Here is a 22,751-nt window from a genome sequence, read left to right on the forward strand (position 1 = left end):
GCGCTGCTGAACGGAAGGGGGCGTAGCAAGTGGAACTGTCGATATTCGGCGTCGCCGTGATCCTCACTGGACTGGCGGTGCTGTACATGTCCTATCGCGCCGCGATTTACGGAATGGCGGTGTTCTCGCTGTTCGGAACCGCGCTCGCATTGGGCCTCGGCGGCATGGGTGTGCTGCCGCCACAGCTGTTTCTGGCCTTCTTTGCAGTGCGGGCGTTCAACCTCGTCGGCGGAAAGAAGCTGGCCGATGCGTTCTCGCTCGACGCGCCGGGCTTCTGGCTGCTCTGCACCTGCGTGTGGGGAAGCATGGGCGCCATCGTCCTGCCGCGTCTGTTGCACGGTTCGACGCTCGTGTTTCCGGTCGATCGCAGCACGACGGAGATCATGCTGCAGCCGCTCGGTCCCGTGTCGGGCAATGTCTCGCAGGTCGTGTATTGCATCGGCGACGTCATCATCTATTGCTGCATGGTTGCGTTCCTGAAGTATCGTGGCGCGTACCGAACCCTCGCGCACGCGATCCTGCTGCTCGCCGCGCTCAATGTGCTGTGCGGCGTGGTCGATATTGTGTCGCACGCGCTTGGCTTCGACGCGCTTTCGTTTACGAAGACGGCGCAGTTCGCCGACCTGACCGGCGAAGAACTGGGTGGACTCGTGCGCATCAGCGGCACCTTCAGCGAGACTTCCGCGTTCTCGACTTTCTCGCTGCCGCTTTTCGTGTTTTGTCTCAATCTCTGGATGCTCGGCTGGCGCCCGAAACTGGCCGGCGCGCTTGCTGTCGCGACGGCGGGCATGCTGCTGATCTCCACTTCCGGCAGCGCCTATGTCGGATTGGCCGGGTATCTGGTCGTATTGCTGTTTAGCCGGCCCAATCTTGTCACGCGCGCGGCCGCGGCGCGCAAGCATCGCATGTGGATCATCGCCGCTTGCACGGGCTTGCTCGGTGCGCTGTACGTCGTCCTGTTCCTGCCGGCTATCGCACATGCGTTGATCGACTTTGTCGATACGACGGTCTTGAGCAAAGCCGGCAGCTCGTCCGGTGTCGAACGGATGGGGTGGAACGCGCAGGGCATGACCAACTTCTTCGATACCTATGGAATAGGCGTCGGACTCGGCAGCATTCGCGCGTCGAGCTTTCTGGTGGTGTTGCTCGGGAGCCTCGGTGTCGTGGGGACGTTCTGCTACGCGATGTTTGTCGGCAAGTCGTTGCTGTCGCCAGTGTCGACCGACTATCCGTTCACGGAGCGCGCCGTTTGCTATGCCGCGCGGCATGCCGTGATGGCGGCGTTGATCGTCGTATCGATTTCGGGTTCGGTGTTCGAACTCGGTTCGTGTTTCTACCTGTTCGCGGCTGCCGCGGGAGCGCTTCCGGCGCGTGCACGCGCGCGTGCGACAAGGCGTGTGTTAAGACGACGTCAGCAAGCGATTGCCGGGGCTGTTGCCAAGGGTTGAAACAAGGCCTTGAAACAAGGCCTTGAAACAGGCTCTTGACATGAGCCCCTGAAACGGACGCATGAAAAGGGCCCTGAAACGGGCCCTTTTAGCGCTTGACCGTCAGAGCTTTTCCGCCCGTTCAGGCGTCAGCCTTCCGCGCAAAAAATCCCAGACGCCAATCAGATTGCCGTTGAGCCGGCCTCGACGGTCCACCCATGACTCGGGGGCGACACTGCGCGTGATATTGCTGAACACGTTGCGCAGAACGTGATCGAGCGCGTCGCGCAACGGCATCGTTTTCTTTTTCGCCAGATAGAGCGGATTGATAACCTGCGAGTAACCGAGTCTGCGCCCTGACATCCGGCCGCCCTTGGCGCCGAGGTGCACGCCTAGCGCGGTGTTGATGCGCACGACGCGATCGCCGCGGTTCCAGATCTGGCCGCCGAAATCGCGATCTTCCTGCCAGCCGTAGAGCACGAGCCGTTCGTCGAAACGCAATCCGGCCACGCTGCGGACCCGGAAGGCCATGTTGCAGCCGTAAGGACCGCCGGTCGACGCCGCGATCATCGTTTGCGGAATGTCGTTCGTTTCGGCGAGGATTTTTTGCCCTTCTTCGAAAGAATAGCCGGGGCCGTTGATGCCATCGGCGAGCGTCATTCCTGTTACGCAGGCGATCGACGGATCGCTATCGAAGGCCTCGAGAACTGCCGCAGTCCACGTGCGATGCATGAGGAAGTCGTCGTCGAGGAAGATCAGCACGTCGAAGCCGTCCGGCACATGATTGAGGGCATGGTTACGCTGGGCGGTCAGGCCGGGCCGCCCCTTGATCACGAGCAGCCCCGGTCGGCTTGCAAGGTTGCCGACGTCTTCGTCTGTTACGCACGAGACGATGATCAGATCGGGTTTCACCGTCTGCATGTCGACGAAGGCGAGCGCTTTTCCAAGCAACTCGGCGCGGCCGCGTGTCGCGAAGATCAGGCATATTTTCGGCTGCTTGCTGGCAGAAACTCCTTTTTTGACGCTTGTTTTTACTGCTGTTTGCACGGCTGTTTTGACTGCTTCCATCCTTACCCCCATACCTGATCCTGTTGCCACTATCTCGTCCAGGGCTGAATGGGCTCGCTGCCGCAGGCCATTCCAGCATTCATACAGAAGGCATGTTATTGCCGCAGCCCATGAAGTACTGCTGCCTGGCGCACACGAGAGCGCACACGCAAGCGTGCGCATGACGAATGCGCACGATATGCGTACTGCGTGTGGTAGGCCGCAGTGCGCATTTGTCGCGCCGATACCATGTACGGGCGATTCGAATTGCGCACTGTCTCGCGCATCGCCATCGAGCGGAAGAGCCGTTGGTCAATTCCACAGCTGCACCTACGTTCGAAGGGGATACTTCGGTGAGCGCCACATTACGCAAGCCCGTGCACGGCTATCGGCCTGACGTGGATGGTTTGCGCGCGATCGCGGTGATAGCAGTGGTCGTTTTTCACGCGTTTCCGGCCGCGCTCGCGGGTGGATTCGTCGGCGTGGATATCTTCTTCGCGATCTCCGGTTACCTGATCTCGCAGCACATCATCGGGACGCTCGATCAGAGGCGCTTCAGCCTCGTCGATTTTTACGCGCGGCGTATCAAGCGCATCTACCCCGCGCTCATTACGGTGATGACCGCCTGTCTCGGGGCCGGCATCGTGATGATGGCGTCAGGCGAACTCGAGCAGCTTGCGTCCGATGCGCTCGCGAGCGTCGCGTTTGTCGCAAACCTCTACTTCCTCACGACGCGCGACTACTTTTCGCAAGGTGCGGGCGCAAGCGTGCTGCTGCATCTGTGGTCGCTTGGCGTGGAAGAGCAGTACTACATCGTCTGGCCGGTCGCGCTCTATCTGCTCTGGCGATACACGAGCCGGCGCGTGGCGACGCTCGTGATCGCCGCGGTGATCGTGCTGTCGCTCGGCAGCAGCATCGTGCTGAGCAGTACGCATGCCGTCGCAGCGTTCTATCTGCCGGTTACGCGCTTCTGGGAGCTGCTATTCGGGTCCGCGCTGGCGTGGGCGGAGTTTCATTGGGGTGCCTGCCGCGCTATGCAGGCAAGCACGGTGGCGTTGGCGCGGCGTCTGCCGCTGCGCGATCTCGCCTCGTTCGTGGGTGCCGCCCTGATTGGTTTGAGCCTCGCGCTATACGATCCGACGACGGTGTTTCCGGGCTGGCGCGCCGCGCTGCCCGCCGGCGGCGCCACCCTCCTTATTGCCGCCGGCCCGACGGCATGGCTCAACCGCCACGTGCTCGCGCTCAAGCCGGTGACTTACCTCGGCCTGATCAGCTATCCGCTCTATCTCTGGCATTGGCCGATACTCGTCTTCCTGCGTCTGTCGAGCAGCGGCGCGCCGACCGCGACGATGCGCGTCGCGGCCATCGGCGTCGCCGTCGCGCTGTCTGCGCTGACCTTCAGCTGTATCGAAGCGCCCGCGCGTTTCAGCCGCGTGGCGCGCAGCCACCCGGTGCGCGTGGCGAGCGCGCTGTTTGCGATGATGATGGGCATCGGCCTGTCCAGCTACGCGATTTCGCGTGACAACGGCATGCCGGACCGCTTCCCGGATGCAAGCTTCAACGAGTATCAGGCGCACTGGGCATTCACCGACGCGTGCAAGAAAACCTTCCCGGCCGCCGAATTCTGCATGATGCCCACGCCCAACGGACATCCCGAGGTGGCGCTGCTCGGCGACAGTCACGCCAATCACTTTTACGAAGGCCTGCGGCGCGCATTGGCAGCCAGCGGCACGGGACTCTTCGCGGTCGGCGCCGGCAACTGTCCGCCGTTTTCTGGCGTCGATATTTACCTTGGCACCTATGTCAAACATTGCGCGGCGCTGTTCGACGGCGTGCTCGATTACGTGGAGAAGTCTCGCGACATCCATACGGTGATTCTGTCGAGCTACGCGATTTCGTCGATCGCGGGCGGCTTCGACTACGCGAGGGGCGACTATGTCCGTCTCGTCGCTGCGAGCGGCGCTCAGGCCGCGCCGAACGCGGCGCAGCCGCGCGATGAAAGCAACATGGACGTTTATCTCGCCGGTCTCGAACGCACCTTGACCCGGCTTCGGGCGGCGGGCAAACGCGTGGTGTTCGTGCTCGACACGCCGGAGCTCGATTTCGATCCGAGCACCTGCGTGCGCCGCCCCGTGCAGATTTCGGTGCGCTCGCCGTGCGCGGTTCCGCGCGTGAAAGTGGAGCAGCGGCTCTCCGGCGTGCAAAAGCGGATATTCGCGGTGCTGGTCAAGTTTCCCGACGTGAAGGTGTTCAATCCGGTTCCGCTACTGTGCGACAGCCAGAATTGCTACGCGCGACGCGGTGGCGAGTTCATGTACACGGATCGCGATCATTTGACGTCCGATGGATCGCGGTACGTCGGTGCATGGCTCATGCGGGATATCGGAGATGAAGGCATGACTACGCGCTAGCGCGCGTTGTCATGCCTCGCGATCCTGCTAGCTTTGCGCCGAACGCCGTGTGTAGTTGCGGATCGACGCGAACAGTTCGACCGCGCGCACGCGGGCTCGCGGTTCGGCGTGCGCGCTCCACGCGAGCGCGACGCCCGTCATGCCGAACCACATCGCGATGCTCGGCCACGTAAGCGGAGCGAACAGGAGTGTCCCGACGTACGCCGCCGCCACGATCAATGCGGGCAGGACCAGCATGCGGATCGGCCGCGTATCGAGGCGCGCGGCACGAAATACCAGCAGCCCGTCGACGAGGCAGCGCGCGCTCCAGGCGAGCGCCGCGCCCTGCACGCCGAAGTGCTGAAGCATCCACCACAGCAAGGCGAGGAACGGCAGTATTTCGTAGGTCTGAAGACGCGCGACGATACCGGGTTTACCGGTTGCTTGCAGGTGGGTGGCGGCGATCATCGTAAGCGAGTTGATCCAGATGCCGACGAGAATCGCTTCTCCAACCGATGTGGCGCGCGACGCGAATTCACGTCCCAGCCACAGCGAGAGAAACGGGTGCATGAAGAAGATGCCGAACACGATCATCGGCGTGAGGGCAGCGGCGAGGCCACGTATCGCGGCGAAGGAAAGTGCCGCGGCGCTCGCGGCGTCGAGTGACGACAGACGCGGAAACAGCGTGCGGATAATGACGAACGGAAAAAGCCGCACGCGCTGGGCGAGATTGAACGGCACCTGATAGTAGGTGACCGCCTGCGGCCCTAGCGCGTGACCGATCAGAAGGCGGTCGGCAGTTTCGAGCACGGGCGTCGCGAGGCGCGTCAGACTGATCCATGCGCCGTACGAGAACAGCGGGCGGACCAGATCGCGGCGCGGGCCGTTCGCAAACGACAGAGGAAATACCCGCCAGACCACGGCGGCAGTCAGCACCAGCGCCACGACGCCGGCTCCGACCGTGCCGAATACCAGGTAACGCAGATTCGGTCCGAACACGAACGCGACGCCAAGAGGCGCAAGCTGATAAATGATCGCGACTACGAGCTGTAACGCGTTGAGCGCGCCGAAGCGCTCGCGCCCGACGAGCGCGCCGTTGAACACACTGATCAGATTCGAGAGCGCGACCAGACAGGCCACGTAGGGCAGCGCGGGCAGCAACTCGGCCGACAGCGCCTCGCCGATGTCGAAGAACGTGAGCAGCGTGTGCATCAGTGCAAAGAGCACGATGCCGCCCGCGACACCCAGCGCGGCGTTCAGGATCAGCGCGGTCCACACGACGGCCTGGCGCTCGCTGTGCGGCGCGTCGTCGAGTTGCGCGATGCGGTTGGACGTCGCTTGAGACAACCCCAGATCGAGAAAGCCGAAATAGCCTTGCACCATCCAGACGATCGCAAGCACACCGTAGCGCGCGGCGCCGATATGGTGCAGATAGATCGGCGTGGTCGCTAGCGTGATCAGGATCGGCAGGATGCTGCCGACGAGATTGATCGTCGCGCTGCGTCTGAGACTGGGTTTGGTGCTCATGGAGTGGTCCGGTATGCCGACTAGGGCATTCTGGCCGAGGCGCGCCACGGCGTTTGTTCGTCGGCGCACGTCACGGCTTTTTTCGTCTCCGGCAAGCCAGGCTCGATGTCCGCGCCTGCGCGCGCGTTTTCGTGCGCGTCCTGGCGCGAGTTTGTGTGCGAGGTTTCGTGCGAGTTTTCGTGCGAGTTTTCGTGCGCTAGGCAGCAGTGCCGCATCTGACGCGCCGCTACGATGCCAGACATAGAAAACCGCATCGCCCTCGCCATGCCGCGCCGGCAAATTCGCGCGTATCGCGACGGAGCGTTGCGTTGATGGTTGGGGGTAGTTTGAGTGGCAATCTGATCGGACTTTGCACCTATCTGCGACGAAGATTGACGCTTGGGCGGACAGGAAGATGATGAAAACGATCGCATCGAAAACGATAGCGTTCAATGGCAAGTTTTTCGGTTCGGCGCCGACCGGCGTGCTCAGGGTGGCCGAGCAGCTTGTCGCCGCGACCGATGCCCTGATCGCCGGGCAGGCGGCTAATGGTGTCGACTATGCCGTTGTCGTCAGAGACAGCGCCAAGGTGCCGCCTTATCGCAACATTTCATGTGTTCGCGAGGATCCCTGGGTGCGCGGCATCCACCGGACCGCGTGGGAACAGCTGTATCTTCCGTTGGCGCGCAGGAAGGACTTCATACTGAACCTCTGCAATCTCGGGCCGCTGTTTCATCGCGATTGCGCGACGATGATTCACGACGCGCAAGTGTATTCGGCGCCTGAATCCTATTCGTTGCCTTTCCGGCTGCGCTACAAATTCCTGTTCTTTTTTATCGGCAAGCGGCACAAGGTGATCCTGACCGTTTCCGAATTCTCCAAGCAGGAACTCGTGCGCTACGGCATTGCGAGTGCCGACAAGATTGTCGTTGTGCACAACGGCTGCGACCATGTGTTGCAGATCCGGCCCGACGAGGGGCAGCTTGCGGTACTGAATCTCAAGCCGCGCCGCTATGTGCTTGCGCTCGCGAATACGCAGAAGCACAAGAATATCGGCGTGCTGCTGAAGGCCTTCGCCAATGCGGAAATGAGCGACGTCGAACTCGTGCTGTTCGGCGGCGCGACGCGGGCCGATTTCGAGAATATCGGGCACGTGGTGCCGCAGAACGTGCGTTTCGCGGGCCGCATTACCGACCCCGAACTGGTCGGACTGATGGTCAATGCCGGCGCGCTCGCCTTTCCTTCGCTAACCGAAGGGTTCGGTTTGCCGCCGCTCGAGGCGATGGCGCTCGGCTGTCCGGTCGTGGCCGCGCCGTACGGCGCGCTTCCGGAGGTGTGCGGGAAAGCCGCGCTGTATGCGGACCCGTTCAGCCCGGAAGCCTGGAGTCTGAATATTCTGTCGGCGCTCAATGACGAAACGGTGCGGCAAGCGCTGATCGCCGAGGGCCGCCGGCAGGCTGGCAACTTCACCTGGAAGCAGGCGGCACGTCACCTGTTCGAGACCGTGAACGCCGTGTCGCGCTGATTTCCCCCCAAAAAGATTCTGAGGACGAACCATGTCTATCGATGTCGATTTCTCGTTGGCGCTTAACGATCGGACCGGCAAGCTTTTTTTGGGGAAGGACATTATTTCGTCGCTCGGCAGCAGGGTCACGCGGGTCCGCTACGGGCGATTTCACGAGTTTCCGCATAGCGACTTCATGCGCCGTGTCGCGGGCCGCCTGACGCTCAAGGAGACCGTGGCGCGGGTATTCAGACCCAGGCTGTCTTCGCTGTTGCCCGTTATCCGCGACCCTCGTCCCACGCTGCATCTCGATCCGCTCAGCGTTGTGCGCCACCGGTTGGAAGCGCGCGATATCGTGCTTTGCCATGACGTCGGTCCGATCACGCATCCGCAATACTTCGCGCCCGGCGTGCATGAATTTTATGTGCTTGCATACGACCAGATTCGACGCATCAAGCCGCATATGGTGTTTGTCAGCAAGACGACCCAGCAGGAATTTCACAGGCTGTACGGGGACGCGTATGCGTCGTCGAGTGTCATCTACAACCCGACGCGATTGGGGATCAAGGAAGGAGAGGGGCGTGCGGTAGACGGCGTTTCATCCCGCTTTCTTCTGACCGTGGGCAGTATCGGCGACCGGAAGAATCAGGCGCGTTGCATCGAGGCGTTCGCAGCGAGCGGGCTGGCGAAGGAGGGATGGCGCTATGTCATCGTCGGGCAGCGGGAGCCCGGTGCCGAGGCTGCAATCGAGCTTGCAAGGCAAACCGCCGGTGTAGTCATGCCCGGTTATACGACCGATGACGAACTTCGCTGGCTCTACCGCAACGCGTCTGGTTTTGTGCTGATGAGCCTGCTCGAAGGCTTCGGTATGCCGGTGATCGAGGCGATCGAATATGATTTGCCGTGCCTCGTTTCGAGGTCGAGCATTCTGACGGAAATCGGCGGCGAAGCGATGGTCGATGCCGATCCGCTCGATACGGAATCGATCGCTTCTGGTATGAGATCGCTGGCCGGCATGTCGGACGGCGAGCGGGCCCATCGGATGTCTCAGGCGCGCGCGCATCTCGTGAATTTCGCGCGCGAACCGATCCTCGCGAGCTGGCGACAACTGGTCGAGCGGATCGGCTAAGCGGCGGGCTCGTGCCGCGCGCGATGCGGTAGATCGCGCGCGCTTTTCCTCACACCTTCATACGCTCACGCACTGACACCCTCGCGCGACGCATTACTGATGCTTCGCGGCAAAGCTCGGCTGGAGGAAACCGATCACTTCGGCATCCGTGATCGGTGTGAGATTCAAACCGAACGCCGCATTCAGCGAAGTGACAAGATGCTGCGCCCAAAGCGTATTCCACACGACGCCGGCATGACCGTCGGACAGCACGGAGTTGTGCGGATCGTCGCCCGATGAATTGGTGATTGCCCAACCGGGCGACAGACGCACGGTTTTGTATAGCGGGCGGCCTTGTTCGTCGCGTTCGCCCCACAGGCTCCTGAACCAGGCGCGGTCGTCGAGAAAGACGACATGGCGATTCTCCGCGGCAAGCTTGCGCAGGCCATTGTCGAACACATCCATGCCGGCATCGATATTGGCGATGGCGCTCGCCGATTGCCAGCTGTCGAACTCGACCGCCCAGTCCGCATTGTTAAGTATACCGACCAGCGCCACGTTGGTTTGCGGATGCCGCTTGTGGATCAGCGCGATGGTCTCGCCGATCGCGTCGACACACGCGTTGATCAACGCGAGCGGATGCGATGCCTTTGGATCGCGCGACAATTCGTCAAGCACGCCGTGCCCGCCGACATCGTTGATGCCGATCCGGATCAGCACGATGCCGCCTTTCCACGCCTGCGGTTCCTTGTCCATCAGGTCGACGAGATTGACTGCCTGACGCTGCGGCGATCCCAGCAACTGATTGCACCAGGCGCCGCTCGCGGCGAAGTCGTAGCGATAGTCGTCCTTCGCGGGCGTGCGCGCGACTATGCCGAAAACCTTGTCGAACCGCGCGCGATACTTGCCCGTGCCCCACGCGCCCCATTCGCCGAGATCGACCTGGTCGCCGCGCAGCCGCGCGAGAACCTCGGTCCATTGCCACGTGGTGGCGCGCCACGTGCCGCCGCGCAGGCTCGGGTTACTCAGCATCTGCGTGTCGTGATACGACTGGCTGTCGGAATCGCCGAGCACCGCGAACCTTATCCTGCCCGATGACGGTTCGGTGCCGGCGGCGACAGCGGCGAACGGGCGGCCAAGCCCGTCAGGCATCGCCGCGCCGACCAGCATCAGACCGGTTGCGGTCAGCAGACCGCCAAGCATGACCAGCAACGCAATTCGCAAACGGGACATGGGTGAGGCACCTTATCCAATCCATCGCCAATCTAAGCCTCGGCACGGCTTAAGACCGCTGCGGAAGCGTCCTCTTCGGTGGGGCCCGACTCGACGAGCTTTCCCTCGATAGCGGCGAGGCGCTCGCGCAGCTGCCTGCCGATCAGCGCAGCGCCGTTCGCGCGGAACATCTGGTCGTGCATGCCGGGAATCTCCGTGACGACGAGCTTGCCCGTGACGACCTGATGCCATCCGAGGTCGTGGGCGAACAGACGCCCCTTGAGCGCCTGACCGCTGCGGAAGATCTGCACGTGGCCGTCATAGGGCGCGGCGCGGTACCGCATCTGCTGCATACGCAGATGCCCGATATACCAGAGGTTCTCGGCAAGCTCGTTGTTCGGCCCGTCGTTCTTGAAGAGGCCGAGCTTGTGGCCGAGCGCGATCAGGTGGAACCAGCGAACCGTGCGGAACTGCTTGAGGAACACGACCATCGAAGTTTCGCGCCGCCGGGCCGCGCGAAAGTCGCGCGGGATGTCGTACGCGCGCACGCGTATTTTGCGCAACAGCCGGTCGTACCACGGCATGTCTTCGCGATATCCGGGGCACCACGAATCGTTGAGGATAACGAGCTCCACCGTTTCGCCCTCGCGCCGCAGCTGATGGGCCGCCTCGACCGCCAGCGCGCCGAGCACGCAGTGGCCCATCAGGATATAGGGGCCGGTTGGCCGCGCCAGTCTGATGAGCCGCACGGCGTCGGCGGCGATATCCTCATAGGCGCGCTGCGGGAATTCGCGCGGCGGGCCTTCCGGCACCATCGGAATATCGATAACGGGCCGCTCGTCGCCGATCTGCCGCGCCAGCTCGTAGAACACGGCCGTGTTGTTGAGCGCGATGATCGGCGTGCCCGGTGCGTTCTCGTTGAACTGCACGATATTGCGTGCTTTCGCGTCGAGCTGGGCCTGAGTCATGAAGCCGCTCGGGCCCACGCCACCCGCGAATTTCGCTGCTGCATTTGCCGCTGTTTTTGCCGCTGCTTTGGCGGGCGTGGGCGCTTGCCGCGGTGCTTCCACGATTTCGACAGTTTCGAGCATCTCGCGCCATCTAGCCAGATGCCGGTCGATCGTCTCGATGTCGTAGAGGTCGGTGTCGCCTTCACACGAGATGCGCCAGCCGTCCGGGCGCCGCACCATAAAAAAGTTGAGGTCGTAGAGCGCGCCCGCATTGAACGAGGGCGAGGTCGTTGCGGCGAAATCCTGGCGGCGTACTTCATCGCCGACGCCTACGAAGCTCTGCTGCAAAGCGAAATTGACGGAGCAAAGCGGCGGGCTATTGTTGTCGGCAGGCTCGCCCGCTATTTCGATCATCTCTTCGAACGGCACGTGCAGATGTTCGATGGCGTCGCTGAGCTTGGCGCCGCATTGCGCGATCACGGAGGCGATGGGGCTGCCAGGCGCAACGTCGAGGCGCAGGATCACCGTATTGATAAGCGGGCCGACCACGCCCTCGAGTTCCTGCTGGTCGCGCACCGACATTTGCGTACTGATCGCGACTTTGCTTTGTCCGGCTGCAGTTTGAAGCGCCATGGCAAGGCCCGAGGCCGCCACGCTAAAGAGCGTGACGCCTTGCGCCTTGGCCGCTGCGATCAGATGCTCGCTCAACGTGTTGGGCAACAGGATCGAGCGAATGATGCCCTGAAAGCGCCGCTCCTGCGGACGCGGGCGATCGCCTGGCACATCGAAGCGCGTGAAACCCTGCAGCTCCTGGCGCCAATGCGCCCGCGCGCGATCGAGCGCGCCGCTGCCGAGAAACTCCTGTTTCCACAGTGCGTAGTCGCCGTGATGAAGCTCGACATCGGGATAGTCGAAATCGTGTCCCGCATACAGCGCGGCGAGACCTTCGACGAGTTCGCGCACTACGATCGCAAAAGACCAGCCGTCCATCACCAGCGAATGGAAAGTCAGCTGCAATTCGCCCTGCGTGCGCGATCTCGGCAGCCACACGGCCCGGAAAAACGAGGACGACGACAGCTCGAACGGCGTGCGAGCCTGCTGGACACCGACACGCTCCGCTTCGGCGACGGCGGCCTTATCGTCGAAACCGGAGAGGTCTACCACCTCGAGCCGGAAATCGGCGCGGCTCCAGACCTGTTGACGCAAGCCCGCACCGGTCATCAGGAAGCCGGTGCGCAGGATCTCGTGGCGCGCGACCAGTTCGCCGAGCACCTGTTCGATGCTCGCGGCGTCGAGCGGCCCCGACAATTGCAGCCGGAACGCGATATTGAGCGCGGTGGCCCGCGGCGATGCCTTCTGCTCATGCCAGAAGCGGTTCTGGCAGGCGGTTGCCGGGAACAGCGCGTAACCGGCTTCGACCTCGTGAGCCGGCGCGATATCCAACGCTATCGAGTTCATCGCTCAGAGTCCCCCTGCATTCCTGCGCTTGAAGTTGAGGATCGACGGCCGCGCCACCGCAGGTATTTCGATCGGCGTCTCCGTCTGCGTGCCGTCGAGGCTCGCCGCCAGTTCGGCGATCGTCACGTTCTTCATCAGCTGACGCGCATCGACGCCAAGACCGCGCTCGTTCATGCGCGCGACGATGCGGAACAGCTGCAGGCTGTCCGCGCCGAGGCTGAAGAACTGCTGGTCGGTGCCGACATGCTGCAGGCCGAGCACGTCGCCCCAGATCGCCGCGAGCGTGGCCTCGGTCGGCGTCATGGCCGCGGGTTGGATCGGCGCGGCTGCCGTGACGGGTTCGGCCGGCACCGTGATTTGCGGAACCGCCTTAAGCGCGGCTTGCGGCTGGCGCACCGGCGCGGCCACCATCTCCGCGGTCGGCACGGGCAGCGCCTTGCGGTCGAGCTTGCCGTTGCCGGTTTGCGGCAGCGCGTCGAGCGTCATCCACAGCGAGGGCACCATGTAGGCCGGCAACTGCGCGGCGATATGTGTGGCGACCGCTTGCTGATCGGTCTGGCCCGAGGCGGCTTCGACGATATAGCCCGTGAGGCGCGGACTGCCGCTTACGGTATGCAGCGCGACAGCGGCTGCCGCGACGCCGGGCGCCTTACGCAAGGCGGCCTCGATATCCTCGATCTCGATGCGGAAGCCGCGCAGTTTGATCTGCTGGTCGCGACGGCCGAGGTGTTGCAGCGAGCCATCGGCAAGCCGTTTCGCAAGGTCGCCCGTGCGATAGAGACGGCAGGGCGCGGCGCCTTCGATCGCCACCTGTCTGAACGCCGCGTCCGTGAGGTCGGGCCGGTTGAAATAGCCCGTCGCGAGGCCTTCGCCGCCGATCCACAGTTCGCCGCTCATGCCTTGCGGCGCGAGACGCAGGTCGTCGGTCAGCACATGCAGTTGCGTGTTGGCGAGCGGAGCGCCGATGACGACCGGCCCGTTCGCATCGACGCGCGACGCGGAAGACCAGATCGTCGTTTCAGTCGGACCGTAGAGGTTCCATACTTCGGCGCCGGTCGCGAGCAGCGCGTCGGCGAGATCGCGCGGCAAGCCTTCACCGCCGCACAGGATCCTGAAGCCGCGCGGCGCCTTGAAGCCGGCCTCGAGCAGCATGCGCCACAGCGACGGCGTTGCTTGCAGCACGGTGGCGGACTGTTCCTTCAACCGCGTGACGAGCTCATAGCCGGTGCGTACTTCGGTATGGCCGGCGATAAAGGTTTGCCCGCCGGCGATCAGCGGCAGGAACAACTCGAGCCCGGAAATATCGAACGAGAACGTCGTGACCGCGACGATGCGGTCGCTGGCCGTGAAGCCCGGCTCGTTCATCATCGACAGCAGGAAGTTGCTCAAGGCGCGGTGCGGAATCTCCACGCCCTTCGGTTGGCCTGTCGAGCCCGAGGTGAAAATGACGTAGGCGGCATCGGCATCCGATACGACCGGCAATGTCACGGCGTCGTGGTCGCCTCGCGCCAGCAGCGCCTCCACTTCGAGCACGCGATGTGCGCCCGGGTCCAGCACATTCCGGCTGGCGGCGTCGCCAAGGACTGCGGCGATGTCCGCACCATCGAGAATCTGGCGCAAACGTGCCGGCGGCATCGTCATATCGAGCGGCACATAGGCGCAGCCGGCGCGCCACACGCCGATCATCGCGGCCAACGTCATCACCGTGCGGTCCATCGCGATGGCGACACGTCCGCGCGGCGCGATGCCCGTTGCGACGAGCCGGCGGGCGATCCGGTTCGCGTGTTCGTCGAGCTCGCCGTAGGTCAGGCGCACCGTTTCATCCGATACGGCCGGCGCGTTCGGCGTCTGGCGAGCCTGCGCGGCGATCATCGCGGGCGTGGTCCGCGACAGATCGTAGGCACGCGCCGATGCGTTCAGCTCGTCGCGAAGATGGCGGATCTCGCCTTCGTTCAGGAGCGGCAGCGCGGCCACGGTCGTTTCGGGATCCCGAGCGATCGCGCTCAGCAAGGTTTCATAGTGGCCGAGCCAGCGCTGGATCGTCGCTTCGTCATAAACGTCGGTGCTGAAGTCGCAATCGAGACGAAGTCCCTGCGCCGATTCGATCACGTTGAGGAACAGATCGAAGTTGCTGAAGGCCTTCGCGTTTGGCGCAAAGCGTGTGGTGACGCCGCCGGCCATCTCGAGCTGGGCGTCGACCTTCTCGAGATTGAACTGCAGGTCGGTGAGCGGCAGCCGGTTCAGATCGCGCTTGATGCCGAGATCGCGCACGAGCGCGCCGTACGTGTAGTTCTGCCGGTCGCCGGCGTCGAACAGGTGATCGCGCACCGCCTTCATATGCGCGGCGAACGGCTGGTTGCGATCGAACCGCACGCGCAGCGGCAGGAAGTTGACGCAGTGCCCGACCAGCAGCGCTTCGCCGGCCTGCGACTGACCTGCCATCGGCGCGGCGATCACGACATCGTCGTTGCCGGACAGACGCCCGAACAGCACCTGGGCGGCGCCGAACAGCGCGGCAAACAGCGAGCAGCCCTGTTTCGAGGCGGCGGTCTTCACCTGCTTGAGCAGATCGGCGCTGAGGTGGCGCGTGGTCGACGCGCCACTGAAGCTCTTGATCTCGGGGCGCGCGCGGTCGCCGGGCAAATCCGCTTGCGGCGCGGGATCGCGATGCAGGTTCAACCAGAACTCGCGCGTCGCCGCGTCGACACCGGCCTCGTCCTGTGCCTTGGCGAAAGCGAGGAAGCTTTGCACGTCGTCGAGCTCTGCTGGCTTGCCGGTCACCTCGGCCGAGTAGAGCGCCTGCAGATCGCGCAGGATGATGTTGATCGACCATCCGTCGCAGACGATGTGATGCGCCGTGAACACGAAGGCCCACTTCTGCGCGTCGAGACGGATCAGCGCGGCGCGTGCGAGCGGCGCGCGCGTGAGATCGAACGGCTCGCGTGCTTCCGCATCGACGAGTGCGCTGAGTTCCGCGCTTGCATTGGCGTGGTCCGACAGGTCGATATGAACCAGCGGAACCGTCGCCGATGCATCGGCGAACATCGTGTCGCCGACGCGCGAGAAGCGGGCGCGCAACGCGTCGTGGCGCGCCACCGTTGCCGCGAAGGCGCGTTCGAATGCGCCTTCGTCCAGGTTGCCCATCAGTTCGAGCGTGAAAGACTCATTGAACGCGAGCGATGCTTCGTCGCCGACCTGAGCCGACATCCAGATTTCTTTCTGCGGCTCGGTGAGCGGCGATTCAGTGAGCGGCGGTTGCGCGGGTTGCTGCGAATGCGCCACGGCCGTCTCGGCGACCGGGACCGCCTGGTTCGTGCCGGCGAGAATCCCCACGCGCTGGAGCGTGTCGATGCTTTCGACGAAGGCGTCGCCGATCCTGCGGATGTCCTCGTCCGAATGGCTCGTCGTCAGGAAGCACGGGAAGCCTTCCATGATGTGCACGCCGAGGTAGCGCATGTAGGCATAGAACAGGCTGCCGAGCCGATCTTCGCCCGAGAAGCTGACATAGAACCAGCTCGAGAACGTTTCGGCGCGCGTGGCGATGCCAACCTTCTCCAGATGCGTGTTGATGCGTTGCACGAGGCCGGCCATGCGGCCGCCGAGCGTTTCCTGCAGCGCCGGGCCGGCTTCCTTGAGGTGCAGCAGGACGGACTTCATCGCGGCCAGCACGAGCGGATGGCGCACAAACGTGCCGGCAAAGAAGGTCGGCGGAACTTCGGGTACCGAAGCATCGCCGAATTGCCACTGGCCGCCGTCGAGCGCATCCATATATTGCGCGCTGCCGGCGAGCACGCCGACCGGCAGGCCGCCGCCGACCACCTTGCCATAGGTCGCCATGTCGCCCTTGATGCCCCAGTAGCCTTGCATGCCGGCCGGGTGGACACGAAAGCCCGTCACGACCTCGTCGACGATCAGGGCCGATTCGTTGGCGGCCGTGATTTCGCGCAACTGCTGCACGAATTCCTTCGGACGCAGATTCGGATGACGCGACTGCACGGGCTCGATCAGCACGGCCGCGATATCGTCGATGTTCGCCTTGATCCATTCGAGGCTTTCGGACTTCGCGTACGGCAGCACGACCATATTGCCGACCGAGTGCTGCGGAATGCCGGGCGCGATCGGGAAAGCGCGCGGCACGCCGCCTTCGCTGCCCGGCTTGACGAGTACTTCGTCAAACTGACCGTGATAGTCGCCGTCGAAGCAGACCACTTTTTCCTTACCCGTTACCGTGCGCGCGAGACGCATCGCTGCCATGACGGCTTCAGAGCCCGTGTTGCAGAACGTGACGCGCTGATGCCCGGTAATTTCGGCGAACATCTGGGCGACTTCGCCGGCTAGCGGAGACTGCGGTCCGATCGCGAAGCCTTCCTGCATTTGCGCGTTGACGGCATCGACCACGAAATCGGGCGTGTGGCCGAACGCGGTTTGTCCGTAGCCGTTGACCAGATCGATATATTCGTTGCCGTCGACGTCCCAGATCTTCGAGCCCTTCGAACGCTGCGCAACGACGGGGTAGACGAGTTCCTTCCATTCCTCGCGAAAGCCGCTCGCGGTGCGCGGATCGGCAAGCACCGGGCGATACGACTGCGTGCGAGCCTTGGAGGTCGGCGTCTTTGCCGAGTAGCGAGTCGACAGATCCGTGATGAACGCCTGCTGCACGTCCGTCATCTGGGCCGAGCTCGATTGGCCGGGCTTGTAGGCGGCGAAGCGCGACGGGCGGTTTTCATCGAATTTGATTTCGGGGCCGGCGGAGCGCGCCGGTGCTGCGGCAGTCGTGGGCGCTGCGATCGGCGCGGGCGCTGCCAGAGCAGGCGCTGCAAACGGCGCGGCCGCCGGGATCGCCGCAGCGGGCTGCTGCACCGCCAGCGGTGCGCCTTGCAGCATGTCGAGCTGACGCGACATCAGCGATTGCATCGCGGCGAGCTGGTCGCGGAACACGGACTGAATATCGCCCGTGGCAGGGACGGCGGCAAACTGTGTGGTCATGACCGGCACGGCCGGTGCCGCTACGGCGACCGGCGTGGTGACGGCCGGTGCGGCCGCTGTTGCAACGGCGACAGACGAAGCGGCAGGCGCCGCCTCAGCCGCGGCCGCAACCGGCACAGCCGGCTGTTCCGGATCGGGCGGCAACGCGCCATCGAGGAACTGCGCGAGCGTGGGCAGCGTCGGATAGTCGCTCATGATCTGCCGGAAGCTGATCGTCACATCGTAGCGGCGCCGCAGTTGCCTCGACACTTGCCCCATGAACAGCGAGTCGTAACCGAGATCCCAGAACGTCACGTCCGGATTGGAGGTATCGGGCGCCTCGCCGGACATCTCGGCAAGCAGGGAAGCCAGTTCGGCGATAAGGCGCGGTGTGCGGTCGATTTTGACGGTTTGGGACATGGCGGTCTGGGCGGTCTCGGTTATTGCGTCTGACGATGCAGGAGCGGCAATCGCCGCGGCGGTCGTTGCCGGTTGGCTTGAAGAAGTGGTGATCGCGGTCTTGCGGGCATCGGGGGCATCGATCCAATGCCGCTCCGGTTCAAAGGGATACGTGGGCAACGAAACGCGGCGGGCGCCTTCAGTCTGGACGGTTTTCCAGTCGGGCGTGACGCCGTTGAGCCACAGTCGCCCGGTTGCCTCGGCCAGCACCGCAAGCTCACGGTCGCGCGTGGCGAAATCGGGCAGGGACGCAATCGCGCCTTGATAACGGTCCTTCGGCAAGCCTTGCATGACGAAGGTCGATAGCGTGCGGCCCGGGCCGATTTCGAGCAGCAGCGGCTTGCTTTCGGCCGTCACCGTGGCCAGCGCATCGCTAAAGCGCACGACGTTGCGGCAGTGGCTTGCCCAGTAGTGTCCTTGTACCGGCTGATCCATCGACACCCACTGGCCGGTCACCGACGACACATACGGAAGCTTCGGCGCTGCGAAACAAAGCGTATCGGCGACCTTCGCGAGATCGTCGACGACGCCGGACATCATGCGCGAGTGAAACGCATGCGACGTATGCAGCCGGCGATGCTCGATATCGCTTGCCTTGAGTTGGGCCTCGAATGCTTCGATCGCCGCGAACGGGCCGGCCACGACGCTCAGCGACGGCGCATTAATGGCGGCGAGGTCGACGTCGTTGGGCAGCACCGGTGCGAGTTCGGCTTCCGACAGACGCACCACCAGCATCGCGCCCGGCTCGGCCGACTGCATGAGCGCGCCGCGCCGCGCGATCAGATACAGCGCATCCTCGAAGGAGATCGCTTCGGCCACGCAGGCCGCCACCAGTTCGCCGACGCTATGGCCGATCATGGCCGTCGGCTTGATGCCGCGCGACATCCACAGTTGCGCGAGCGCATATTCGACGAGGAACAGCGCGGGCTGCGCGTAGATCGTCGAACGGATCGGATGCGGCGTGTCGTCGCCTTCCGGCGTTTCGCTGAAGAGCAGGGTCCGGATATCGAGCCCGACGTGCGCGGCCAATACTTCGGCACCCTTATCGATCCACTGGCGATAGACGGGTTCGCTGCGATAGAGCGCTTCTCCCATGCCCGGATACTGTGCGCCCTGGCCCGGGAACATGAAGACAACCGGAGGCGTGGCCTGCGGCGCCTGGGCTTCGATTGCGCCTTTGCTGAGTTTTGCCTGTGCCTGATCGACGCTGTCGGCGATTACGACGGATCGATGCGCGAAGGCGCGACGGCCCGTTTGCAGGGTCGCGGCCACGTCGGCGAGCGGGAGGCCAGGATGGGCCGCGAGATGTTTCGCCAGGTTGGCCTTCGCGCGTTCGAGCGCGGCCGCGCTGCGTGCCGAAAGCGGCAGAATCTGCAGACCTTGTTCCTGTTGTGGCGCTGATGTACTCGCACACGTGTCGGCACGCTCCGGCGCTTCTTCGAGCAGCACATGGACGTTCGTCCCGCCGACACCGAACGAGCTGACACCGGCGCGGCGCGGCGTCGGGCCATCGGCCCACGGACGCGCATTCACATTGAAGAAGAACGGGCTGTTCGCGACATCGATGCCCGGATTCGGCGAGCCGAAATGCAGCAGTGGCGGCAAGACGCGGTTGCGCAGCGCGAGCGACGCCGCGATAAATCCGGTCACGCCGGCGGCCGCGTCGAGGTGTCCGACATTGGCCTTCGCCGAACCGAGCGCGCAGAACTGGCCGCCCTCGACGCCGCCGAGACGAAACGCCTGCACGAGGCCGGCGAACTCGATGGGGTCGCCCAGCGGCGTCGCCGTGCCATGCGCCTCGATATAGCCGATCGAGGCCGGGTCGATGCCGGCTTCGGCGTGTGCGATTGCAATCGCGCGGGCCTGGGCATCGACGCTCGGTGCCGTGAAGCCGACCTTGTCCGAGCCGTCGTTGTTGATGCCGACACCACGAATCACGGCATAGATCGGATCCTCATCGGCAAGCGCGTCGTCGAGCCGTTTGAGCAGCACGACGCCGGCGCCGCAACCGAACACCGTGCCTTGCGCATCGGCATCGAACGGGCGGCACTTGCCATCGGGCGCGCCCATTCCGCCTTCTTCGTAGAAGTAGCCGCGCTTCTGCGGGAATGTGACCGATACGCCGCCGGCCAGCGCCATGTCGCAGCGTCCCGATCGAAGGTTCTCGACGGCCAGGCCGATTGCGGTCAGCGACGTTGAGCATGCGGTCTGGACCGAGATCGCAGGGCCGGTCAGGCCGAGCTTGTACGCGGTGCGCGTGGCGACGAAATCGCCGGCGCCGACGAGCTTCTGATACTCGCCGATCTGGAACTGGCTGGTGAATTCGTCGATGACGCCACGATCGGACAGTACGTGCTTGAGGAAGTACGTGTTCATCGAGGTGCCGGCGAATACGCCGACTGCGCCGGCGATCGTCGCGGGATCATAGCCGGCGTCCTCGAAGGCCTCCCAGGCGATCTCGAGGAAAATGCGTTGCTGCGGATCGGTCAGCGCCGCCTCGCGCGACAGCACGCCGAAAAAGCCGGCGTCGAAACGGTCGACGTCCGCGAGGATCGGGCGCGCTTTCACATAGCGCGCTTCGCGGCGTGAGCTTTCGTCGAAACTGTCTTCGAGTTCGGTGACGTCGAAATGCGTGATGCAGTCGCGGCCTGCGAGGATATTGGCCCAGAGTTCGGCGACATTGCGCGCGCCGGGGAAGCGCCCGGACATGCCGACCACGGCGATCGCACCGCCGTGCGGATCGGCGTTGCGGCGACGGTGTCGAAATGTTTCATTACTGTTCATTTCGAGCGTGGTGCGCAGTTGCGCGGCCAGCGCCTCGACATTCGGGTGGCGAAACAGATCGACCAGCGCAACGTTTGCGGCGACGTCGCGCATGATGATCGCGTGCGCACGCATCAGATCGAGCGAGCGCAAACCAAGATCGAAGAAATTCGCGCGGCGGTCGACGGGTTGGCCGAGTAACCCTTCGAACACCGCAGCGAGCTTGCCGGAGAAATCGTCGTTCACCGGTTCGGGCTCGGGTTTGGGTTCGATTGTGGCGGCGGGTGTGGCCATCGATGCGGCAGCCGTATCGAGTCCCGCAAGCAGTGCTTTGCGGTCGACCTTGCCATTCGGTGTCAGCGGAAAGTCCGGCAGGACACGCAGTTCGGCCGGCACCATATAGTCGGGCAAGGCCGCTCTGAGATGCGCGCGCAAGGCGTCCGCGAAGATGCGGGCATCGGCGATATCGGCGGCCTTCGCAAAGCCGGCGATGGACTTGCCTCTGCGGCCTTCGAATGCCGCCACGGCCGCATCGGCGACGCCGGGCGCCGCACGCAGCGCGTGTTCGATCTCATCGAGTTCGATGCGCTTGCCGGCAATCTTGATCTGCCGGTCGTTGCGGCCGAGGAAGTCGATCGCGCCGTCCGGGCGCCGGCGAACCAGGTCGCCGGTGCGATAAAGCTTGCCGCCGGGCACGAAGACATCGTCGATAAACTTTTCCGCCGTCAGGTCGGCGCGATTGAGGTAGCCAAGCGCCACGCCGTCGCCGCCGGTGACGAGCTCGCCGATTTCTCCGTCGCCCACTGGCGCGAGCTTGTCGTCGACGATGTAGACGCGCGTGCCGGCGATCGCGTCGCCGATCGGAATCGCCTCGCCGTTCGCGAGCGCCTCGCTGTCGCGCGGAATGGCGTAGCAGCAGGTGAAGGTCGTGTTCTCGGTCGGGCCGTAGCCGTTGACGATCTGCAGCCCCGGATGCGCCTCCATGACCTTGCGTACGTGCACAGGCGACAGCACGTCGCCGCCCGTCAACACCTCCTTGAGCGGCACAAAGGCTTCGAGCCGATAGTCGGCGAGCGCATTGAAGAGGCCTGCCGTGAGCCATGCGCTTGTCACATCGAGTCGCGCCATCTCGGCCGCGATCGTGTCGAGCGAAGGCTGAACTTCGTTGATGATGGCAGCGCAGCCGCCGTTCAGCAGCGGGCCCCAGATTTCGAGCGTGCTCGCATCGAAGGCGAGCGGCGCGAGGTTCAGAAAGCGTGTGTGAATCGACAACTCGGCAAAGCGCTGGCCGCGCACGAGACGCAGAATCGCGCGATGCGGCACGATCACACCCTTGGGCTTGCCGGTCGAGCCCGAGGTGTACATAACGTAGGCCGGGTCGTCGGCAGCGCACGTTTCAAGCGCAGCGGGATCGGCGGTGTCCGACGCCGCGACGATATTCGCGAGATCGACCATCGCGCCATCCAGCGCACCGATGCTGGCGAGCGCTGCCGCTTCCGCGATGATGAGCCGCGGCGCGCAATCGGCCACGATGAAATCGAGCTGCGCTTTGGGATAGGCCGGATCCAGCGGCACATAGACGGCGTTCAGACGCAGAATCGCGAGCATCAATGCGAGCGTGTCGCGGCTGCGCGGAACCATGATCGCGCAACGATCGCCGCGCGCAAGGCCCATCTCGCGCAGAACGGTTGCAAGACGGGCCGAACGAACGCCGAGGGCGTCGTAGCTTTCCTTACCCGTTGCATCGATCACAGCAAGATGATTACCGAATTCCGCACAAACGGCATCGAAGCGCGCGGCGACGCCGGGTCCATCAGCGGTCCAGCCCAGCCAGTCGCCAGGAAATCCATCTCTGTGTGACATGTGCCGCTCTCCAATAATCTCGATCAAAGCCTTGTACCTGCACTACGTCTGGCGATAAGCGCGCAGCGAGCACACATAACGGCGGCGGGTCACGGGAGC

General features: G+C 64.0%; 9 protein-coding genes. 4 read left to right on the top strand and 5 right to left on the bottom strand.

Features of this window, described 5'->3' with window-relative positions:
* The first annotated feature begins 29 nt into the window (after window positions 1-29).
* A complete protein-coding gene (locus KZJ38_RS09575; protein WP_219799819.1) occupies window positions 30-1,448 on the top strand; it encodes a hypothetical protein in 1,419 nt (472 codons plus the stop codon).
* Between the two features lie 102 nt (window positions 1,449-1,550).
* Here the strand turns inward: KZJ38_RS09575 and KZJ38_RS09580 are convergent, their stop codons facing one another.
* Window positions 1,551-2,657, bottom strand: a complete 1,107-nt coding sequence (locus KZJ38_RS09580) for a glycosyltransferase family 2 protein (RefSeq protein ID WP_246641700.1) — start codon at window positions 2,655-2,657, stop codon at window positions 1,551-1,553.
* Between the two features lie 170 nt (window positions 2,658-2,827).
* Here KZJ38_RS09580 and KZJ38_RS09585 point away from each other — a divergent pair, with 170 nt between their 5' ends.
* On the top strand, window positions 2,828-4,885 hold the full coding sequence (locus KZJ38_RS09585) for an acyltransferase family protein (protein WP_219799820.1): 2,058 nt from the start codon (window positions 2,828-2,830) through the stop codon (window positions 4,883-4,885).
* 27 nt (window positions 4,886-4,912) lie between these two features.
* On the opposite strand, the gene KZJ38_RS09590 is transcribed toward KZJ38_RS09585, so the two are convergent.
* Window positions 4,913-6,391: a flippase gene (locus tag KZJ38_RS09590; protein ID WP_219799821.1), complete on the bottom strand. Its 1,479-nt coding sequence runs from the start codon at window positions 6,389-6,391 to the stop codon at window positions 4,913-4,915.
* Window positions 6,392-6,785: 394 nt separating this feature from the next.
* Here KZJ38_RS09590 and KZJ38_RS09595 point away from each other — a divergent pair, with 394 nt between their 5' ends.
* Both KZJ38_RS09595 and KZJ38_RS09600 read left to right on the top strand, forming a co-directional pair.
* Window positions 6,786-7,895, top strand: coding sequence for a glycosyltransferase family 4 protein (locus KZJ38_RS09595; RefSeq protein ID WP_246641701.1), 1,110 nt, complete (start codon window positions 6,786-6,788; stop codon window positions 7,893-7,895).
* Window positions 7,896-7,926: 31 nt separating this feature from the next.
* A complete protein-coding gene (locus KZJ38_RS09600; RefSeq protein WP_219799822.1) occupies window positions 7,927-9,003 on the top strand; it encodes a glycosyltransferase family 4 protein in 1,077 nt (358 codons plus the stop codon).
* A gap of 93 nt (window positions 9,004-9,096) precedes the next feature.
* Here KZJ38_RS09600 and KZJ38_RS09605 read toward each other — a convergent pair whose 3' ends face one another.
* The 3 genes from KZJ38_RS09605 to KZJ38_RS09615 are packed head-to-tail and all read right to left on the bottom strand — an operon-like array spanning window position 9,097 to window position 22,652.
* The gene (locus KZJ38_RS09605; protein ID WP_219799823.1) at window positions 9,097-10,215 is read right to left on the bottom strand and encodes an SGNH/GDSL hydrolase family protein; all 1,119 of its coding nucleotides are present in this window, start codon (window positions 10,213-10,215) and stop codon (window positions 9,097-9,099) included.
* Between the two features lie 32 nt (window positions 10,216-10,247).
* A complete protein-coding gene (locus KZJ38_RS09610; protein WP_219799824.1) occupies window positions 10,248-12,602 on the bottom strand; it encodes a condensation domain-containing protein in 2,355 nt (784 codons plus the stop codon).
* Between the two features lie 3 nt (window positions 12,603-12,605).
* Entirely contained in the window at window positions 12,606-22,652 is a 10,047-nt protein-coding gene (locus KZJ38_RS09615; protein WP_219799825.1) for a non-ribosomal peptide synthetase/type I polyketide synthase, read from the bottom strand.
* Window positions 22,653-22,751 lie beyond the last annotated feature (99 nt).

The sequence above is a fragment of the Paraburkholderia edwinii genome (assembly GCF_019428685.1).
Taxonomy (GTDB): Bacteria; Pseudomonadota; Gammaproteobacteria; order Burkholderiales; family Burkholderiaceae; genus Paraburkholderia; species Paraburkholderia edwinii.

Coding starts and splice junctions, on each gene's coding strand:
- KZJ38_RS09580 (WP_246641700.1), bottom strand. CDS start 2,657: ATGCGCACGCTTGCGTGTGCGCTCTCGTGTGCGCCAGGCAGCAGTACT.
- KZJ38_RS09590 (WP_219799821.1), bottom strand. CDS start 6,391: ATGAGCACCAAACCCAGTCTCAGACGCAGCGCGACGATCAATCTCGTC.
- KZJ38_RS09595 (WP_246641701.1), top strand. CDS start 6,786: ATGATGAAAACGATCGCATCGAAAACGATAGCGTTCAATGGCAAGTTT.
- KZJ38_RS09600 (WP_219799822.1), top strand. CDS start 7,927: ATGTCTATCGATGTCGATTTCTCGTTGGCGCTTAACGATCGGACCGGC.
- KZJ38_RS09605 (WP_219799823.1), bottom strand. CDS start 10,215: ATGTCCCGTTTGCGAATTGCGTTGCTGGTCATGCTTGGCGGTCTGCTG.
- KZJ38_RS09610 (WP_219799824.1), bottom strand. CDS start 12,602: ATGAACTCGATAGCGTTGGATATCGCGCCGGCTCACGAGGTCGAAGCC.
- KZJ38_RS09615 (WP_219799825.1), bottom strand. CDS start 22,652: ATGTCACACAGAGATGGATTTCCTGGCGACTGGCTGGGCTGGACCGCT.